Here is a 17,180-nt window from a genome sequence, read left to right as displayed (position 1 = left end):
CCTACAATTTGTTTAGTCTGGCTTAAATACCCCAATGACCTGATCAAACTGACGCTGGCTACCACCACCCTGCTCTTTAGGTTCACTAAACCGGTGCTTACATTGCACGCACTCAACTTGTTCGGTATCGTTTTCGATGAAGAGCATGAGTGTGTCCATGGCATCGCATTTGGGGCAAACGGCCCCGGCAATAAATCGCTTCTTTTCTCTAGCCACAACAGCTCCTGTGTTAGAATTGTGAGCAGAACACGTCTATGATACCGCAGCTGAACAGCTGTACAAAATGAAGAGTAGTTTATGATCCGTGCTGAAGCTATCACCTTATTGCGTGGCGGTGATGTTTTATTTGAAGACAGTGACTTACAAGTATTCCCGGGACATCGCGTTGGCTTAGTAGGCCGTAATGGCTGCGGCAAGTCCTCGTTGTTTGCCATGCTGCGTGGTGAACTCAGTGCCGACAGCGGTAATATTCACCTGCCAGCGGAGTGGCGAATTGCCAGCGTAGCCCAGGACACTCCCGCACTGGATAAATCCGCTATCGATTACGTAATGGACGGTGACGCCGAGTTTCGGCAGTTGGAAGCGCAACTCGCGCAGGCCGAAAGCGATAACAACGGCGAAGCCATTGCGCACTGTCACGACAAGTTGGCTTCCATCGGAGCTTATGATATTCAGCCCAGAACCGCCAGTTTAATGGCTGGCCTTGGCTTTACTCAGGAACAATTGCAACAGCCGGTAAAAGCATTTTCCGGTGGTTGGCGTATGCGCCTTAATTTGGCACAGGTACTCATAGCCCGCGCCGACTTAATGCTGCTGGATGAGCCCACTAACCATCTGGATGTTGACGCCATTTTCTGGCTGGAAAGCTGGCTGAAACAGTACGACGGAACCCTGCTATTGATATCGCACGACCGTGACTTTCTCGACTCGGTCACTACCGACATTACGCATATTGAGCATAAAAAACTGAACAGCTACCGCGGTAACTACTCTCTGTTTGAGCGGCAGCGCGCCGAGCACATGGCTCAGCAACAAAGCGAGTACGAAAAAGCTCAGGTTATGCGTCAGCACTTACAAGCTTACGTTGACCGTTTTCGTTATAAAGCCAGCAAAGCCAAACAAGCACAGAGCCGTTTAAAAGCTATTGAGAAGCTGCCTAGCCAGGCACCACTACGCGCCGAAAGTGGTATCGACTTTCACTTTTTAACACCAGAGAAGCTGCCTAATCCGCTGCTAACGCTGCGCGACGCCAAAGCCGGCTATGGCGACACCACCATTCTTGAGCAGATTAAGCTAAATTTGGTGCCGGGAACTAGGTTAGGCTTGCTTGGCCGAAACGGCGCCGGTAAATCAACGCTGATTAAACTGCTGGCGGGTGAATTGGAGCCGATGGCTGGTGAGCGGTTGGTTAACCCAGGTCTCAGCATTGGTTATTTTGCTCAGCATCAGCTGGAAACTCTGGACTTGGCAGCCTCAGCTCTGCTGCACTTGCAGCGCATTGATAAACAAGCGACTGAACAAAAGCTGCGTGACTTTCTAGGCAACTTTGGATTTTCCGGTGATCAGGCCACACGGTCGGTCGAACCCATGTCCGGTGGGGAAAAAGCACGATTGGCGTTAGCCCTCATTATTTACCAGCGTCCTAACTTGTTACTGCTAGATGAGCCAACTAACCACCTGGATCTCGGCTTACGGGACGCACTGGTTGCGGCTTTGCAGGAATACGAAGGCGCGTTAATTGTCGTTTCGCACGACAGACATTTGCTACGTACTACGGTAGATGAATTTTGTCTGGTTGCCGACGGCAAAGCAGAAACTTTCGACGGCGATTTAGATGCCTATCACGATTGGTTACAGCAACAGGCGGCTAATGACAAACGTAGCGAGCAACCCGCTACTCGCCAACGCGATGACCGCAAACAGCAAAAACGTAAGGAAGCCGAGGCGCGACAAAAAACTAAGCCTTTACGCCAACAAATAGAGAAGGCAGAAAAGAATATTCATTCGCTGGAGCTGACGCTAGCCGATATTCACGAGCAACTGAGTGACAGCACCTTGTATGACGATGCCAATAAAGCCAAATTGCAAAAGCTGTTAGACCAGCAGGCACAGGCGCAAAAAGATCTGCAACAACAGGAAAACCTCTGGATGACAGCAGAAGAAGAACTGGCAGAATTAACAGAAGAGTTGCAGCAAGCGGAGGATAAATGATCATTCCCTGGCAGGAAATTGATCAGGAAACCCTGAACAATTTAATGGAATCTATTGTACTGCGCGAAGGAACCGATTACGGCAGTCAGGAGCTCAGCTTTGAAACGAAAGTGGAGCAACTGAAGCAACGCCTGAAGTCCGGCGAAGCCGTCATTGTTTACTCTGAGCTGCATGAAAGTGTCGATGTAGTCAACAAAGACAGTGTTACCGGAAACGAGCCTGACGGGCAATAAATATTTCTTCCCAGGGCACGTTCTGGTCACCCAGAACTAAGAAGTTCGGGTTCAGCAGACTAACCGTACGGTTGTAGGTAATGGGCTCAAAGTTCTCATTCACTATGCGACCGCCAGCTTCTCCTACAATAACTTGCGATGCAGCGGTATCCCATTCTCCCGTAGGCCCCAGACGTAAAAAACAATCGGCTTTGCCCTCGGCAATAAAACAGGCTTTTAGTGAACAGCTACCCGTTGGTAAAGGCTGAATATCACGTTTTGTCTGCAAACGATTAAACACAGGCTCTCGTGCCTGTTGGCGGCTTATTGCAATAATAATAGGGTCAGCCTGAGGGTCACTAAACTTGCGCACGCTTATGGACTGCTTTTCGTTCTCTTTTTGTTTAAAGGCGCCAGCACCTTTGCGAGCATAGTAAAGCGTTTCCCCGACCGGCCAGAAAATAACGCCAATGACAGGCTCGTTGTTTTCTACGTAAGCAATGTTGACAGCAAAGTCTCCGGAGCGGGAAATAAACTCCTGAGTACCATCTATCGGGTCGATAATAAAATAGGCCTTCCATTGACGACGCTCATTATAGTCCTGATGTTCGCTTTCTTCAGAAATAACCGGAATATCAGGGAATGACTGCTTGAGTCGATCTTCTATTAGTTCGCTGGCAACAAGATCTGCGGTAGTCACTGGAGAATCGTCTTTTTTCTCGGCCGTTTTATAGTCACGCAGCTCGTACATTGACAGAATAACGCCACCTGCTTCGAATGCTATTTCCTTCAGTTTCTCCAGCATTGTTTCTGCCACTACTGTGCCTCACTCAGATTACGCAAAAGCATTAACAGCGCCGCAACACTTCGCGCTTCAGAAAAATCGGGTTGAGCCAGCAGGTTGTCAATATCGTTTAATGGCCAGGTCACTTTTTCCAACGGCTCAGGTTCGTCGCCCGGCAATCTTTCGGGGTATAAATCGCGAGCTACGAAAACACTCATTTTGGCGGAGAAAAACTGAGGCGCGAGAGACACTTCCATTAAGAATTCAAGTTGACGGCTGCCGTAACCAACTTCTTCTTTTAGCTCACGCTGAGCAGCCTCTTCCGGGGTTTCGCCCGGGTCAATCAGGCCTTTGGGGAAACCGAGTTGATAGTCGTGAAGGCCTGCAGCGTATTCCCGAATCAGTAACAAAGTTTCTTCATCCAGGCAGGGAACAATCATAACCGCGCCGCGACCGCTGCCTTTCATGCGCTCAAACTGACGCTGCTCACCATTGCTAAATTTAAGATCGACGGCCTCAATACGCATTAAGCGGCTTTGCGCTACAACACGACGAGCCAGAATTTGCGGGACTTGTTTTTCTTTACTCATACAACGGTTCCAAGTCATTGTCTCTCTTTACTATAACGACTCTGCGCACAGAAAACAGTGTCAATTTACGCTTTTCTTATACAGTGCTACTATCTAAAGCCCGTACACCGGTAGTGAAGCGAGTAATATGACTGCAATAAAGCCTGAAACCGAAACAGAATTCGATGTCGTTGTCATCGGTACTGGTCCCGGCGGCGAAGGCGCTGCCATGCAATTGGCCAAAAGCGGCTACAACGTTGCCATAGTAGAAAAACATAAAGCCCTTGGCGGCGGTTGCACGCATTGGGGAACCATTCCATCCAAAGCTTTGCGACACTCCGTCAGTCGTCTAATTGAATACAATAATAATCCATTGTTTTCCGGCCCTGGCTGGCAGAGCGGTATGACTTTCAGTCACATACTGCACTATGCAGAATCGGTTATTCGTAAACAGGTGAAATTACGCAGTTCGTTTTACGACCGTAACGACGTTACTGTGGTGCACGGTACAGCTTCTTTTTTAGACAAGAACCGCATTCGGGTCACCAAACTGGACGGCTCTGTCGATGACTTGATCACAAAACATGTCGTTATCGCTACAGGGTCACGCCCATACAACCCGAAAGACGTCGACTTTTCGCATCCGCGCATTTACGACTCAGATAAAGTGTTGTCGTTGTCTCATGAACCTAAAACCATTCTGATATACGGTGCAGGTGTGGTGGGCAGTGAATACGCCAGTATTTTCCGGGGTATGGGCGTTAAAGTTGACTTAATAAACCAGCGTGAACGCCTGCTTTCTTTTCTGGATGCTGAAATTTCAGATGCGCTGAGTTATCACTTGCGCAACAGTGGCGTTGTCATTCGCCACAATGAAGAATACGAAAGCATTACCGGGCACGATGACAAAGTGGTGCTGAAAACTAAGTCTGGTAAGACCATGGCTGCCGACTGTCTGCTTTTTGCTAATGGCCGTTCCGGTAACATTGAACAGCTTGACTGCCAGGCGGTGGGGCTTGAACCCAACTATCGCGGCCAATTGGAGGTAAATGAAAACTACCAGACCAGTGTCGATAATATTTATGCAGTTGGCGACATTATTGGTTACCCCAGTTTAGCCAGCGCAGCATACGATCAGGGACGGATCTGTGCTTCCGCTATTATTAACGGTAATTGCGACAAAGCACTTATCAGCGATATCCCTACCGGTATTTACACCATCCCGGAAATCAGCTCGGTTGGTAAAACTGAAGAAGAACTGACTGAAATGAAAGTACCTTATGAGGTCGGCCGTGCGCAGTTTAAGCACCTTGCACGGGCGCAAATCTCCGGTGCCGACGTGGGTTGTCTGAAATTATTATTCCACCGTGAAACGCGAGAACTGCTGGGGCTTCACTGTTTTGGCGAGCGAGCTTCAGAAATTATCCACATTGGTCAGGCTATTATGGAGCAGAAAAACGGTGGTAACACCATCGACTACTTCGTCAACACCACCTTTAACTATCCGACCATGGCGGAAGCCTACCGGGTTGCGGCTCTTAACGGTATTAACCGCCTGTTGCTGTAATCAAGATTACTGCCGTTGCTGATTCAGCGGCAGTTCAATCCGCACGCACAAGCCGCCTTCCGGGCGGTTTTGCAGTTTTATACTGCCGTCGTGCCGGTCGACAATGCGCTTAATAATAGCCAGCCCCAGACCGGACCCAACGCCACCACGCGCTTTATCCCCCTGAGTAAAAGGCTCAAATAATGTGGCCTGCTGCTCTTCGGGAATGCCCGGGCCGTCATCCGTTACTCTAAACCAAACACGTTTTTGCTTTTTATCATGCCCGGAGCTGACCACCACTTGATGTTTCCCGTAACGTTCGGCATTTTCCAGCAAATTAATAATGACTCGCTTCATAGACAAGGGCCGTAACCAGACTCTGGGCAACTTGCCTAAATCCAGCTCAAACTGCTTTTGCCAGTTATCCGGAACATTCGCCACAGTTTGCTCTATCAGCTCATTCAGCGACTCTCTGCTGCTCGACTCCTGCTGATCAAGACGTACATAATCGATAAACTGATCAATAATGTCGTTCATGTCGTCTATATCTTCAATAATGCCCTGAGCCAGGCAGTCTTCGCCCTGCGGCATCATTTCCGCAGCCAGACGAATGCGAGTAAGAGGGGTTCTTAAGTCGTGAGAAACACCGGCCATTAAAAGGTTGCGGTCATTTTCCAACTCGCGAATACCGCGCGACATTTGATTAAAAGCGCGAGTCACCGCCACAATTTCGGTCGCCCCTTTTTCAGACAGCTGCTCAGGGAACTCTCCCCGTCCAACTCTTCGGGCGGAGTCCTCCAGAGCTTTTAACGGTCGGTTTAACCAGTTGGCAAATAGCATACCGCCGAACACGCTCAGCAAACCAATGAGTACCAGGTACATCACCAATGGCGAGAAGCGGCCCTGCTGCATACTATCCAGGGGCACGCGTATCCAGAAGTCAGGCGCACGCGGAGGTTTTACCCACAAATAGAATTTATTGCCCTGAGCTACCCGTACTTGCGCTTCACCACCCAGCATATCACTCATGTCATCCGATAAATAACCATAATAGGTTGAGTTACCTAAGCCCTGCTTTTCAGCGGCTTCATCATTAAAGACTTCAATGCCGGTCGCTTCAGTATAACTGGTCATGAGCTCGCGCTCGGTTTCAGCTAAATGCTGACGGGGGATAAACATGGTGCGGATGTGTTTAGCAACCAGCTCATTAATTTGTTCTATAGAGGGTCTGACAACATAATTGCTTACCATCACGTAAGAAACGAGCTGGTTAATAAGCAACACCAGAGCCAGCAGCGCAACCGTGCGGGCAAACGCTGACTTAGGAAAAAGTTTCATCAGGACTTCAGTTGACCATCCGGCACAAACACGTAGCCCAGACCCCACACCGTCTGAATATATCGGGGCTTAGTCGGATCGACTTCCAGCATACGTCTTAAACGAGACACCTGCACGTCAATCGAGCGCTCCAGCGCACTGTAGTCACGACCACGAGCCAGATGCATTAACTTGTCGCGCGAAAGTGGCTGCCGTGCATTATTAACAAGAGCTTTGAGTACCGCAAATTCACCACTGGTCAGCGGCATAGGTGTGTCGCCGCGAAACATTTCGCGAGTACCCAGATTCAGCCGAAATTCACCGAAGGTTATTTCCTGATCTTCCTGCGAGGGAGCACCAGGAGCTTCGGTACCCCGCCGGCGCAGTACCGCTCTGACGCGAGCTAACAGCTCTCTAGGGTTAAAAGGCTTAGCCAGATAGTCATCAGCACCGAGTTCCAGGCCAATAATACGGTCCACTTCGTCGCCCTTTGCGGTTAGCATAATGACCGGCAGATTGTTTCCCTGGCTACGCAAACGCTTGCAAATGGAGAGTCCGTCTTCGCCCGGCAGCATTAAATCCAGTACGAGTAAATTAAAGTTTTCCCGGGTCAGCAAGCGGTCCATTTGCTCAGAGTCCTGCGCCACCCGTACCTGAAAGTTTTGCTCAGTAAGATAACGCTCCAGCAAGCTTCGCAGCCGTGCGTCATCATCTACCACTAAAATTTTTAATGTTTCCTGCATCATCAGTTTTGTTTTCCAAGCTGGTATGCCTCAGCCATAAAGATACACCGCCTGACAGCTTTATAGAAGCAGGCTTCTGTTAGCAAATGTTTCAGTTAACGGTGCCAGTAACGCTGCATTTCAACGTATAGAAACGAAGCCGTCCAGGTAATTAAAACTAAACCAGTTAAACTCTCCACACCAGTTAAAAAGCGGAGTGCTCCCGAAGGCTCTATATCGCCAAAACCAACCGTACTAAAAACCGTGAAAGAAAAGTATAAAGCATCCAAAAAACTTCCATCAAAATTACCGACTAAGGTGCCAAAACCTTCTTCGTGATGCATAAAGTAATAAGCAAGCGCAAAAATAGAAACCTCTACGGTATGCGCTATGATTGCGAGCATGACCCCAAACATCAGTCGAATTTGACTGAACATTCTCATGTGAGTGATCAGCCAGCCTATTCGGTTAAGTGCTTCGTAGTGAAAAATAACCGCTAAGCCGACAATAATCGAGTTACAGATAAAGGAAATTAGCATTGCTTAAACTCGCTCATCAGACATCCAGAAGTGGCTTGGTTCTGGCCTGGCAAAATAGTACCCCTGAAAACAAAAACACCCCATTTCCTGTAGTTTATGCAAGTGCTCCTCCGTTTCGACGCCTTCGGCGATAATGGCTAAATCAAGACTTTTGCCCAGTGCTATCACCGTTCTTACTATAGCTTCATCACTGTTACCGTTTTTCATGTCTCGCACAAAAGATTGATCTATCTTTAACGAATTTAAGGGCAAACGTTTCAGATAGCCCAAAGAGGCGTAACCGGTTCCAAAATCATCCAACGCAAAGGTCACTCCCAGGCGTTTTAGCCTTTCCATATTCGCAGCCGTGTTTTCAATATCATCAATGAGTAAACTCTCGGTTACTTCCAGCTCAAGCAACTCTCCGGGAATACCAGCCGCCGTTAAACGGGCTTCAATATCTTCTACAAATCCGGGGTATTTAAACTGGCTGGCACTGACGTTTATCGCAACACGTCCGCCTTTATCACTTATAGCGTGTTGCAATTTGGGAATGGCTGCCAGTACCTGATTCAGCACCAACCGATGCAGGTCGGGCATGAGTCCCTGACTTTCGGCTAACGGAATAAACTCTGCGGGAGACACCCAGCCAAGTTCTTCGTCGTACCAACGGAGTAACGCTTCAAAGCCCAAACAACGCTGGCTGGCCTCATCCGTTAGCTGTTGGTACTGCGGCTGAAAATACACTTCCAGTGACTCTGTCGTTATTGCCTGTCGTAACCCAGTTATCATCTTTTGCCGATAATTAAATTCGCGCTGTATGCCCGTATTAAAAAATTGCAGCTTTGATGCATTGGTCTCTTTTGCCTGCGACAGCGCCAGGTCGGCTCCCTGAAGTAGATCTCCGGTGTTTTGCGCATCGGAAAACAAAGTGACGCCCATACTGACTGATATCGACTCCGTTTTTTCGCCTAATTGGTAAGGCTCACTTAAACGCTCTACCAACACCTGCAGGCGCTGACGCAGATTCTTATCGTCCAGCAGATTAATACCGCTTTTACTCTTTAACAGCACCATAAATTCATCGGCCCCCAGACGTCCGGCAGTTTCAGTCTGAAGCAGCTCAGACTCCAGTCTCTGGCCAAACAGAACCAAAAGCTCGTCTCCCGCGTCATGGCTTACGCTGTCATTCACTTTCTTGAACTGGTCGATATCCAACATTGCCAGCACACCATCATCGCCGCCATTCTGGTAACGATAAAACTCGTCTTTCAAACGCTCCAGCATGAAACGTCTATTCGCCAGGCCGGTTAAAGGGTCGAAGTACGCAAGAGACTGAATTTCTTCTTTCATGCTCTGGTATTCTGAAATGTCAGTACAAATTCCGCACAAGCCAATAACCTTCTTATTGGCATCATATAACGGCACTTTTACAGACCAAAAATGAAGCGGCTTTTTTTTGTCAGGCAGAAAGCTAATTTCTTCCTGAGCCGCCCGTTTACCGCTTTTTATTACTTTGTTGTCAAAAACTTTAAGCGTATCGGCGGTGCTTTTATCAAACAAATCGGCATCGGTTTTTCCGATGAAATCACCCAGTTTTAACTGAAACAGTTTTAAAACCTGCTGGTTCGCATACTGATACTTCAGGTCTTTATCTTTGATAAAAATATAAGCTTCAACACTGTCTAAAATGGTATTCAAACGATACTTACTTTCAGCCAGCGCTTGTGTTTTTTCGGTAACCTTGCGACGCAAAAGCAGATTAAACCCAACAACAGTCAAGAATAGTAAGACCAATGCCGTCATTAACCACCAAACGTAAACAGAAATTGTTAAGTGACTTTGCCCTGAACTCCAGCGTTCAATAATTTCATAGTAATCGGAGTTTTCATCGGCTTTTAAGCGCTTTAGCTCTCTGTCCAGAGTTGACAGAATATCTGCATGAGAACCTTTAGGAACGGCAAAGAAAACCTCATTAGGAAGAAACATGATGGGGGTCATTTCAATGGCATATTCTGTCACCTGCTTATCGCCAAAAAGCTGATCCGCCGAAGTGGCGTTGACCTTTCCCGCAACAACCGCATCAAACCCTTCGGCAAGGCTCTGCACCGGATAAAGCTCACTGTTTAGATCAAAATTCTCAATTAATTGTTTTAGATACTCTTCCTGAACAGAGTCCCGCAGTACCGCCACACGTTTGTTGTTCAAATCTAAAAGGTTGGTAATTTTTTCTTCTTTCGGCGCATAAAGCTGTGACCAACTCAATAAAGCAGGCTCATTATGAAAACTAGCCCAAGTCTCTCTTTCATCGTTTTTCACTACATCCGGGAAAATATCAATTCGACCTTCGCGCAAGAGCTTTAAGCATTGATCCCATTCACATTCTACCGGCACCAGTTGCCAATTATGACGCTGTGCAATAGTCATAAGAAGCTGGCCATGAATACCGCTCAACTGGCCGTATTCATCGAACATGATTTTGGGCGGGTTGTCATAAACACCCACTTTCAATGTTACATCCTGAGCCACTGACCCCGAAGCAAGTAGCAATAAAGCAATAGCAATAAGGTTTCGCAAGAACGGTGGCACCTGATGTTAGTGAGTTGTATAACCCTAGAATAGGCTCATTTGAGTCATGAGAAAAGACCTAAAATAAAAGGCCCTCCAACAGGAGGGCCGCGCAACTTATAGAAAGCTTCACTTAGAAGCGTTACATGTCTTTATTTCTATCACTTACTTCTTACGAAGATCCTGCAGAGCTTCGTTCATTTTAAACAGAACAATAAGAAGCTCACACCAAATTCTGGCACCAACGCCTCCGGCCAGAGCGTAAAATATCCCTTTAAGGAAGTTACCAAAGGTAAAACCTTCATATCCCATAAACATAGTGCTTACCCCACCAACAACGGCGGCCAAAAGCAAAATCCAATACACAAAGGTAATGATCTTCGGTGTCAGCATATTGTTAAAAAATAGAACGTCTTTCATTTTTTATCTCCTTGTTATATAGGCGTAAACAGTTTTTATAGTAAGAAAAGAATAAGCCGACAGAGTTTACGCAATGTCCGACATCCTTTTCAGAACAGCAACTATCTGTTTGATATTAATCGACTTAGATACAGTTCACAATATCCGGCAACTAGTGTTTACAAAAGAATGTGATAAATCTCACAGCATTGGCCTTTCATTAAGTAACCTGAGTAGCCATATATGGCTTACATACAACCTAATAAAGAGGGAACTCTATGACGACTTATAAAGCGATTAAACTGGTTAAGCGCCCTGAGCCGGGCCCAGTCTCAGCGGACATTTTTGAAGTAACGGAAAAGGAGCTCCCGAAAGCCGGTTCCGGTGAAATATTAATAAAACAGCGGCAAATGTCGCTTGATCCTGCGATGTTTGGCTGGATGAGCCCCGATACAGAGAGCTACATACCACCAGTTGAATTAAACACGGTAATGCGCAGTTCGGGTGTTGGAGAGGTTGTCGAGAGTAACCATCCTGAGTTTGAAGTCGGCGACCGGGTTATGGGCATGATGGGCTGGCAGGAATATGCACTGAGCGACGGAAAAGGTATTAACAAGGTTCAGGCCGACGTACCTGACGAAACTGTACTCTCAGTATTCGCCTTACCCGGGTTAACTGCTACGCAAGGGTTACTTAATGTAGGTAAACCTAAAAATGGAGAAACCATCGTAGTAACAGGCGCTGCAGGTTCAGTCGGCTCAATTGTCGGTCAGATAGCAAAAGCCGAAGGCCTTAAAGTGATAGGTGTTGTCGGGAGTGACGAAAAAGCCAACTGGATAGTCAACGAACTTGGTTTCGACGGCGCGATTAATTATAAAACTGATGATTTGCGCGACCAACTGACTAAGCTGACTCCTGATGGTGTAGATTTATACTTTGAAAATACCGGCGGTCCCATTCAAAACCTGGTGGTTGAACGTATGAACGCGCACGGTCGTGTGGTGGTTTGCGGCATGATAGCCGACTACGATAAAGAAGTGCCCAGCCCCGGACCAAGCTGGGTGCCTGTTATTAAAAAGCGCCTGACAATTCAGGGCTTTACCATGCCAGATCACTTCGACCAAATTCCAAGCTTGCTGCAACAACTGACGCCTTACGTTATGTCCGGCAAAATAAAACACCGTTCGCATATTCTTGAAGGGCTGGAATCAGCCATTGAGGGACTGAACATGTTCTTTACCGGCGACAATAAAGGTAAGTTGATTGTGAAGCTTTAAGCCATTTTATATGCGGCTTTTCAGTGAGGCTATATTACAGCCCTGAAAAGCCGCCTTTCTAATGAACTCGATAAATACTCATCATTAAAGCTCAACATCCAATTCAAAATCTACTGATTCAGTTTCACCCTTATACCAAATTTCAAAGCTTTCCGGATGACCATAAAAATAATAGACATCTACTGGCTTGCCATCTTGGCGCGGTAAACTTAGTGTACTTATCTCAGCTAAGTAACCCTGAGAGTCTTTGGCAAAAACGTGATTGCGCCGTTGCACCAACCGCGACTCAACGTCCTCAATTTCTCTTGGCGTAAACTCCGCATAATCAACAATTAGCTTGTTTCCTTCGATATTCACGCCTGTCGGGAGGTCATTTTTTGCGTAGTTCTCTTTAATGATATTGGGCGCGGTTAACACCGATATATTTGCTTTCACGCGCGTTGGTGGCACACTGAAAAGTTCAGGATCATATTCCAGCCGACTAACGGTGAAGCGAAAAGCGCTGTTCTTGTCATCAATTTCCGTTACCGGTTCACCGTCGGCGTCAAAAAACTGCACGTCGCTACTGTACGCTATATCGTAACGATCAAAAATATGAATAAATAAGTCACTTTGCACTGTCGGATAATGCAAAAACACTTGCTTCGGATGCTTTATTCCCGGGTCATATGTAATATTTCGCTGACGAATTTCAATTTCGTCGTGCATTGCTTCTGCGCTCAAATCCACATAGCTGGCATTCACCTCTGAATCGCCGTTGTATATCGGTAATGTTGTCTTAACCGTCGGTAATTCATCGAAATCAATCTGCTTCGCTGGAGCTTTTTGTGCAAACGAATATACGGGTAATTCAAGTATCTGCTTAACTTCTTTTCGTGACTCGCCACCGGCTAATATCGTTACTTCGGCAGTCTCAACCGGACCATGAAACGCAAACGCACTATAAAGCGTCGAGCTCTCATCTTCGGCCATACTCTCATTTAAATCATTAAGAGCTTTCTTTGCCTCGGATTTATTGAGGTTACCGTTTGCGGCCTTATCAATTAGTTCTCCTAACAGAGACTCCACGCGCTCATAGTTTTTCATCGGAACCCTGTCAGTAATACGATTCCGGATATATCGTCCGTTCTTAGCTTTCGCTTCGCCAATAATATCCAGCTTACTCAAAGTCGTTTGAGGGTTCGTTTTAACATGGACTTCAATGACATAAGAATAGTCATTCATTTCAACTAGGGTGACTCTGTAACCATCTTTATCTTGAGCTTTCCCAACATCATCTGCGGTTAACTCAAACTGAATTAGCTTCTCCGGTAAGTCAGTAGAGAACTCTCCCTTAATCGCTGTTGGCTGCGGCGCGCTCTTATTTTCCAGAGCTGGCACACAATAAACTTCACCCCGGCGGACAATATCTCTAGTTTCCATTTCCCCTTTTGTAAAGTCCGGAATACGGAGCTTTTCGCCATTATCCAGTAGCAACGCATCAAGCTTCAGTTCGTTAGCAAAAGGAAAGGAAAAGCCTTTGCGCAAAGCAAAACCGTGCCCGTCTGAGTATCTCCTACACTCCATGAAATTCGTACGTTTCACTGCCAGGAGACTACTCACAAAGGCATCACTCATTGCCTGGTAATCATTATAGTCGCTCAGACGCACCAGCACAGAAGTCGAATACTCAATTTCGTAAGGCTTCATATCTAATGAGAGTGATTCCATCACTTCATAATAATTAGACTCTTCTTCCATCCATAAGAACTTAGCCAATGCTTTGTCATCAAGAGTACGGAGTTGCTTATAGCGTGCGTTATTGAGTTGTTTTCGCTGCTCTATCTGTTGCTGCATAGAGGTATTTTCCTTTGGTTCAGCGTCTACTTGCCAAAGCAATGTTGCTAACATTACGGCGATACCGACTCCCTTCATGCCTATGCTTTTCATCCGCTTATTGTTCCCTAACCACCAACGTTTTTTAAAGTGTACCGAAATATATGAAGCCTCATCTATTTTTACAGAACTTTAACGCTGCCAAGTAAGTGCCTTAACCCGCCAAAAACCGTAATACACTCATTACTGCGCTGTACGCTATTGAAGCTATAGATTTGGCGCGTCGAGGCCGGAGTAGCTCAGAAATAACAATGTTCCCGCCCTGCTCCAGCTTTGCGCGCCAGAAAATAAAAGAAGTCACCTTTAAAGAATAGGTGCTGCTGGAAATAACGATATTTGAGCGGATAAATGGCAACAGCAGCAGAGAGCGGCTGTATATCACATCGTTTCCATCAGAAATTTTAAACCGGCTGGTCAGACGATCATAAGATACCAATATTCGCGTATCGCCCACCTGATGGCTTTGCTGCTGAATCCTTTTGAACACGCTGTTCCATTAAGTAATATTAACAAACTCCCCGCTCACCATAGTTTTTAAATCCTCGGGATTCAACTCCATATCTAAGCCCCGGCGCCCGGCGCTTATAAATACGGTGGGGTTATAAGTTGCAGAGGTATCAATTATGGTTCTGAGCTGCTTTTTCTGGCCAAGCGGACTAACGCCTCCCAGAACATAACCCGTAGCACGTTCGACATCACGTTTAGTCGCCATTGCAGCCTTCTTTGCCCCCAAAGCTTTTGCTATCAACTTAAGGCTTAACCGTGATGAAACCGGAATGATGCCGACAGCCAGTTCTTTACCATCAAGGCTTACAACCAAGGTTTTGAATACTTGTTCCTGCGGAACGCCCAACTTCTCGGCAGCTTCGTCACCATAAGACTCACTGGCCGGGTCATGGGAATACTCATGTACCTTAAAAGAAACCTTATTCTTTCTGGCAACATCAATTGCGGGAGTCATTGCATCCTCTTATTGGGGTTCTAGGGATTTTCCCCTCTAAAGTAACATAAATCGCCATACTCACCATATTTAAAGGCATACAAAGGTGGGTTACTTCTCCAAAGTATGGCAAATTATGAGGTTAACAACCCCTTAAACTTAATTTAATTCCTATGGCTATAAAAAACGAACTATCAATTCTTACCAAAGCTGAGCAGCTTGATCTATATTCTCCGCCGCTATTATCACTTGAACAACAACGATTGTATTTTACGCCAAACGAGATCGAGTTAACAGAGTTGAAAAGTATTCGCCTAAGGAACCACCGATGCTATTTCATTGCGTTATTAGGGTATTTTAAGTCTAAGCCTGTGATTCTTTCACCTAGCTTTAACCTCATCTTTGACGATATGCAGTTTATTTCAACGCAAGTTCAAGGAGGCAAAGGGATCAGGCCTTTCAGCATTAATAAGATGCAGCGTGACCGTATATATCAAAGAATACTGAGGTTATTAAACTATCAGAAATGGGACGAAAGTCTGCACTTTGCGCCGCTGTACGAACATCTTGTTATGGTCGGCAAAGCTTGGCTTGAGCCTCGTTATCTATTCGATGCAGCCGCTGAATATCTAGCAACGCATAGAATTGCCATCCCTAAATATACTGTCTTACAAAAGCTTATCAGTCGTGTTATCCAACAGGTCAAGAAGGCGTTAAATAATAAGCTTCGTATTCATGTTTCATCTGAACTACACGGATTTCTAAATACTATTATCGATGACAAAGATGGGCTCTCCTTAAGCCAGCTTCGAGCCGGTGCAAAAAGCGTTATGGTGACAGAGCTAAAAAAAGAACTGACGGTGTATCATCAGTTACAGCCTTATACAAGACAGATTGATAATGCTGTTAAGGGCTTAGCCTTATCGTCTAAAAACCAACAACACTTCGGTGAAATGGTGGATTATTATGGCAGTAAACTAAAACGCTTTAAGCGTCCACAGCAACACCTATGGTTGCTGTGTTTTCTGACTCAACGCATACGGCAAAGCCTAGAGCGATTGGCTGATGGGTTTATTCATCATATCCGTAAACAACAAGAAGCTGCGCATGCGTTTGCCCAACAGGCAGTGTTTGACTCATGGAGGTCAGCTGCAGACAATGTCACCAAAGCCGCAGAATTACTGCATCTGTTTGTTGATGACAGTATCGACGATAATCAACCATTTGCAACGGTTAGGCAACAAGCATTAAGTGTAATGAATAACCAAGATATAGAAACGCTATGCCTGTACTTAAAAAAGCAAAAACGCACGGTAGAAGAATATCAATGGCAATATTATGATGATCAAAACGGGTTAATTGAGCAGTTATTAAGGCCCGTGTTTCTATGTCTTGAATGCCAAGCAGGTAAAGGCTCAGAAGCATTAGTGACCCAGCTCAAAACCACAAAAACAGAACTATTAGCAGGTAATACATTGCAAACAATGGATAGTACACTTATCCAACAAAAACATCGTCCATGGTTAATTAACAAGGATGTTGTTCATCCACAGCGATACGAATGGTTGCTTTACCGTCAACTGGCTTCTCGGCTTAATGGTCGAATTTACTTATCAAACGTCACTAAATATCGTGCGCTAGAAGACGACTTAATTGCATCGTCAATACAGCCTGATCTATTGGCATCATCAACATTGGAAAAGCTAAAGCAGCCGATTCAGAAGCTACTGCAAGTAAAACAAATACGCTTAACAACATCCCTAGAAGATGTTGCTCGTCACATTGATAATGGTGATAACCGCAATGTGATCATGAAGAGCCGAAGTGGCACACGATGGCGACTGCCAGTTAAAGGCTCCCAATCACTTGTCAACAACCCTTTCTTTAAACAAATGATCCCCGTCAGTATTGCTGATGTGTTGCGTTATGTTGAACAAGAAACCAACTTTATGCAATGCTTCGCACACGTGCTGCCAATACAAAAACAAGTAGGCGCCAATCAGGATGATTTATTGGGTATACGGATTTAATGGTTGATGGGGCACCTTCACCCCATCAATCTGATACCACCCTCAGATGGTTGATAGATCGACTCCGTAGTTGAGTTCCTCTGCGAAGTCCGGCAGTCCGTAACCGATGGTTTTCTCGTAGAAAGGAGAGACCTTCGCAGTCGGTGCCTTCTTCTTGTGCTTCGTGGTGTAGAGCATTCGTGCCCGCATCACCTCGAAGGAGTAACCGCGCC

Annotated in this window: 15 protein-coding genes and 2 pseudogenes; 5 read left to right on the top strand and 12 right to left on the bottom strand. The window is 46.1% G+C overall.

The genetic code is table 11. The annotated features are described in order from the left end of the window. Positions 1-12: 12 nt before the first annotated feature. Positions 13-216: a YheV family putative zinc ribbon protein gene (locus DEU30_RS08850; protein ID WP_011233589.1), complete on the bottom strand. Its 204-nt coding sequence runs from the start codon at positions 214-216 to the stop codon at positions 13-15. Positions 217-297: 81 nt separating this feature from the next. Here DEU30_RS08850 and DEU30_RS08845 point away from each other — a divergent pair, with 81 nt between their 5' ends. Together DEU30_RS08845 and DEU30_RS08840 are read left to right on the top strand one after the other, a co-directional pair. Beyond that, on the top strand, positions 298-2,211 hold the full coding sequence (locus DEU30_RS08845) for an ATP-binding cassette domain-containing protein (RefSeq protein WP_114982028.1): 1,914 nt from the start codon (positions 298-300) through the stop codon (positions 2,209-2,211). Then, positions 2,208-2,444 carry a YheU family protein gene (locus DEU30_RS08840; RefSeq protein WP_011233587.1) on the top strand — a complete coding sequence of 79 codons (237 nt, stop codon included), beginning with the start codon at positions 2,208-2,210 and terminating at the stop codon, positions 2,442-2,444. Before DEU30_RS08845 ends, DEU30_RS08840 begins: the two co-directional genes overlap by 4 nt. Here DEU30_RS08840 and cysQ read toward each other — a convergent pair. After that, positions 2,416-3,228, bottom strand: coding sequence for a 3'(2'),5'-bisphosphate nucleotidase CysQ (gene cysQ, locus DEU30_RS08835; protein WP_181813911.1), 813 nt, complete (start codon positions 3,226-3,228; stop codon positions 2,416-2,418). The two genes, DEU30_RS08840 and cysQ, sit on opposite strands and share 29 nt — an antisense overlap. Positions 3,229-3,239: 11 nt before the next feature. Next, entirely contained in the window at positions 3,240-3,797 is a 558-nt protein-coding gene (gene nudE, locus DEU30_RS08830; RefSeq protein WP_034818853.1) for an ADP compounds hydrolase NudE, read from the bottom strand. A 127-nt stretch (positions 3,798-3,924) separates the two neighbouring features. On the opposite strand from nudE, the gene sthA reads away from it, so the two are divergent. Further along, entirely contained in the window at positions 3,925-5,343 is a 1,419-nt protein-coding gene (gene sthA, locus DEU30_RS08825) for a Si-specific NAD(P)(+) transhydrogenase (protein ID WP_011233584.1), read from the top strand. 6 nt (positions 5,344-5,349) lie between these two features. Here sthA and envZ read toward each other — a convergent pair whose 3' ends face one another. The 5 genes from envZ to DEU30_RS08800 form a co-directional block, all read right to left on the bottom strand. Then, positions 5,350-6,660: a two-component system sensor histidine kinase EnvZ gene (gene envZ, locus DEU30_RS08820; RefSeq protein ID WP_011233583.1), complete on the bottom strand. Its 1,311-nt coding sequence runs from the start codon at positions 6,658-6,660 to the stop codon at positions 5,350-5,352. Beyond that, complete coding sequence (ompR, locus tag DEU30_RS08815; protein WP_011233582.1) at positions 6,660-7,385, bottom strand: two-component system response regulator OmpR; 726 nt, start codon at positions 7,383-7,385, stop codon at positions 6,660-6,662. Before ompR ends, envZ begins: the two co-directional genes overlap by 1 nt. A gap of 92 nt (positions 7,386-7,477) precedes the next feature. Continuing rightward, the gene (locus DEU30_RS08810; protein WP_011233581.1) at positions 7,478-7,900 is read right to left on the bottom strand and encodes a potassium channel family protein; all 423 of its coding nucleotides are present in this window, start codon (positions 7,898-7,900) and stop codon (positions 7,478-7,480) included. Between the two features lie 3 nt (positions 7,901-7,903). Further along, positions 7,904-10,456: an EAL domain-containing protein gene (locus DEU30_RS08805; RefSeq protein ID WP_114982027.1), complete on the bottom strand. Its 2,553-nt coding sequence runs from the start codon at positions 10,454-10,456 to the stop codon at positions 7,904-7,906. Between the two features lie 156 nt (positions 10,457-10,612). After that, a complete protein-coding gene (locus tag DEU30_RS08800) occupies positions 10,613-10,867 on the bottom strand; it encodes a DUF4282 domain-containing protein (protein ID WP_011233579.1) in 255 nt (84 codons plus the stop codon). 257 nt (positions 10,868-11,124) lie between these two features. On the opposite strand from DEU30_RS08800, the gene DEU30_RS08795 reads away from it, so the two are divergent. Further along, the gene (locus DEU30_RS08795) at positions 11,125-12,123 is read left to right on the top strand and encodes an NADP-dependent oxidoreductase (protein WP_034818807.1); all 999 of its coding nucleotides are present in this window, start codon (positions 11,125-11,127) and stop codon (positions 12,121-12,123) included. Between the two features lie 84 nt (positions 12,124-12,207). Here DEU30_RS08795 and DEU30_RS08790 read toward each other — a convergent pair whose 3' ends face one another. The 3 genes from DEU30_RS08790 to ybaK all read right to left on the bottom strand — a co-directional run bounded on the left by DEU30_RS08790 (position 12,208) and on the right by ybaK (position 14,959). Continuing rightward, positions 12,208-14,013, bottom strand: coding sequence for a hypothetical protein (locus tag DEU30_RS08790; RefSeq protein WP_133493657.1), 1,806 nt, complete (start codon positions 14,011-14,013; stop codon positions 12,208-12,210). Positions 14,014-14,152: 139 nt separating this feature from the next. Continuing rightward, positions 14,153-14,485 (bottom strand): hypothetical protein, encoded by a 333-nt coding sequence (locus DEU30_RS08785; RefSeq protein WP_114982025.1) that lies wholly within the window; start codon positions 14,483-14,485, stop codon positions 14,153-14,155. A 9-nt stretch (positions 14,486-14,494) separates the two neighbouring features. After that, the gene (gene ybaK / locus DEU30_RS08780; protein ID WP_114982024.1) at positions 14,495-14,959 is read right to left on the bottom strand and encodes a Cys-tRNA(Pro) deacylase; all 465 of its coding nucleotides are present in this window, start codon (positions 14,957-14,959) and stop codon (positions 14,495-14,497) included. A gap of 152 nt (positions 14,960-15,111) precedes the next feature. Here ybaK and DEU30_RS08775 point away from each other — a divergent pair. Further along, a pseudogene (locus tag DEU30_RS08775) lies at positions 15,112-16,953 on the top strand (Tn3-like element ISKox2 family transposase); the annotation flags it as partial. A 57-nt stretch (positions 16,954-17,010) separates the two neighbouring features. On the opposite strand, the pseudogene DEU30_RS08765 reads toward DEU30_RS08775, so the two are convergent. Then, positions 17,011-17,180, bottom strand: a pseudogene (locus tag DEU30_RS08765) (ISL3 family transposase); the annotation flags it as partial.

It is taken from the genome of Idiomarina sp. 017G (genome assembly GCF_004362265.1).
Taxonomy (GTDB): domain Bacteria; phylum Pseudomonadota; class Gammaproteobacteria; order Enterobacterales; family Alteromonadaceae; genus Idiomarina; species Idiomarina loihiensis.
The sequence above is the reverse complement of the archived record's forward strand: the minus strand, read 5'-3'. Positions and strand labels throughout refer to the sequence as shown.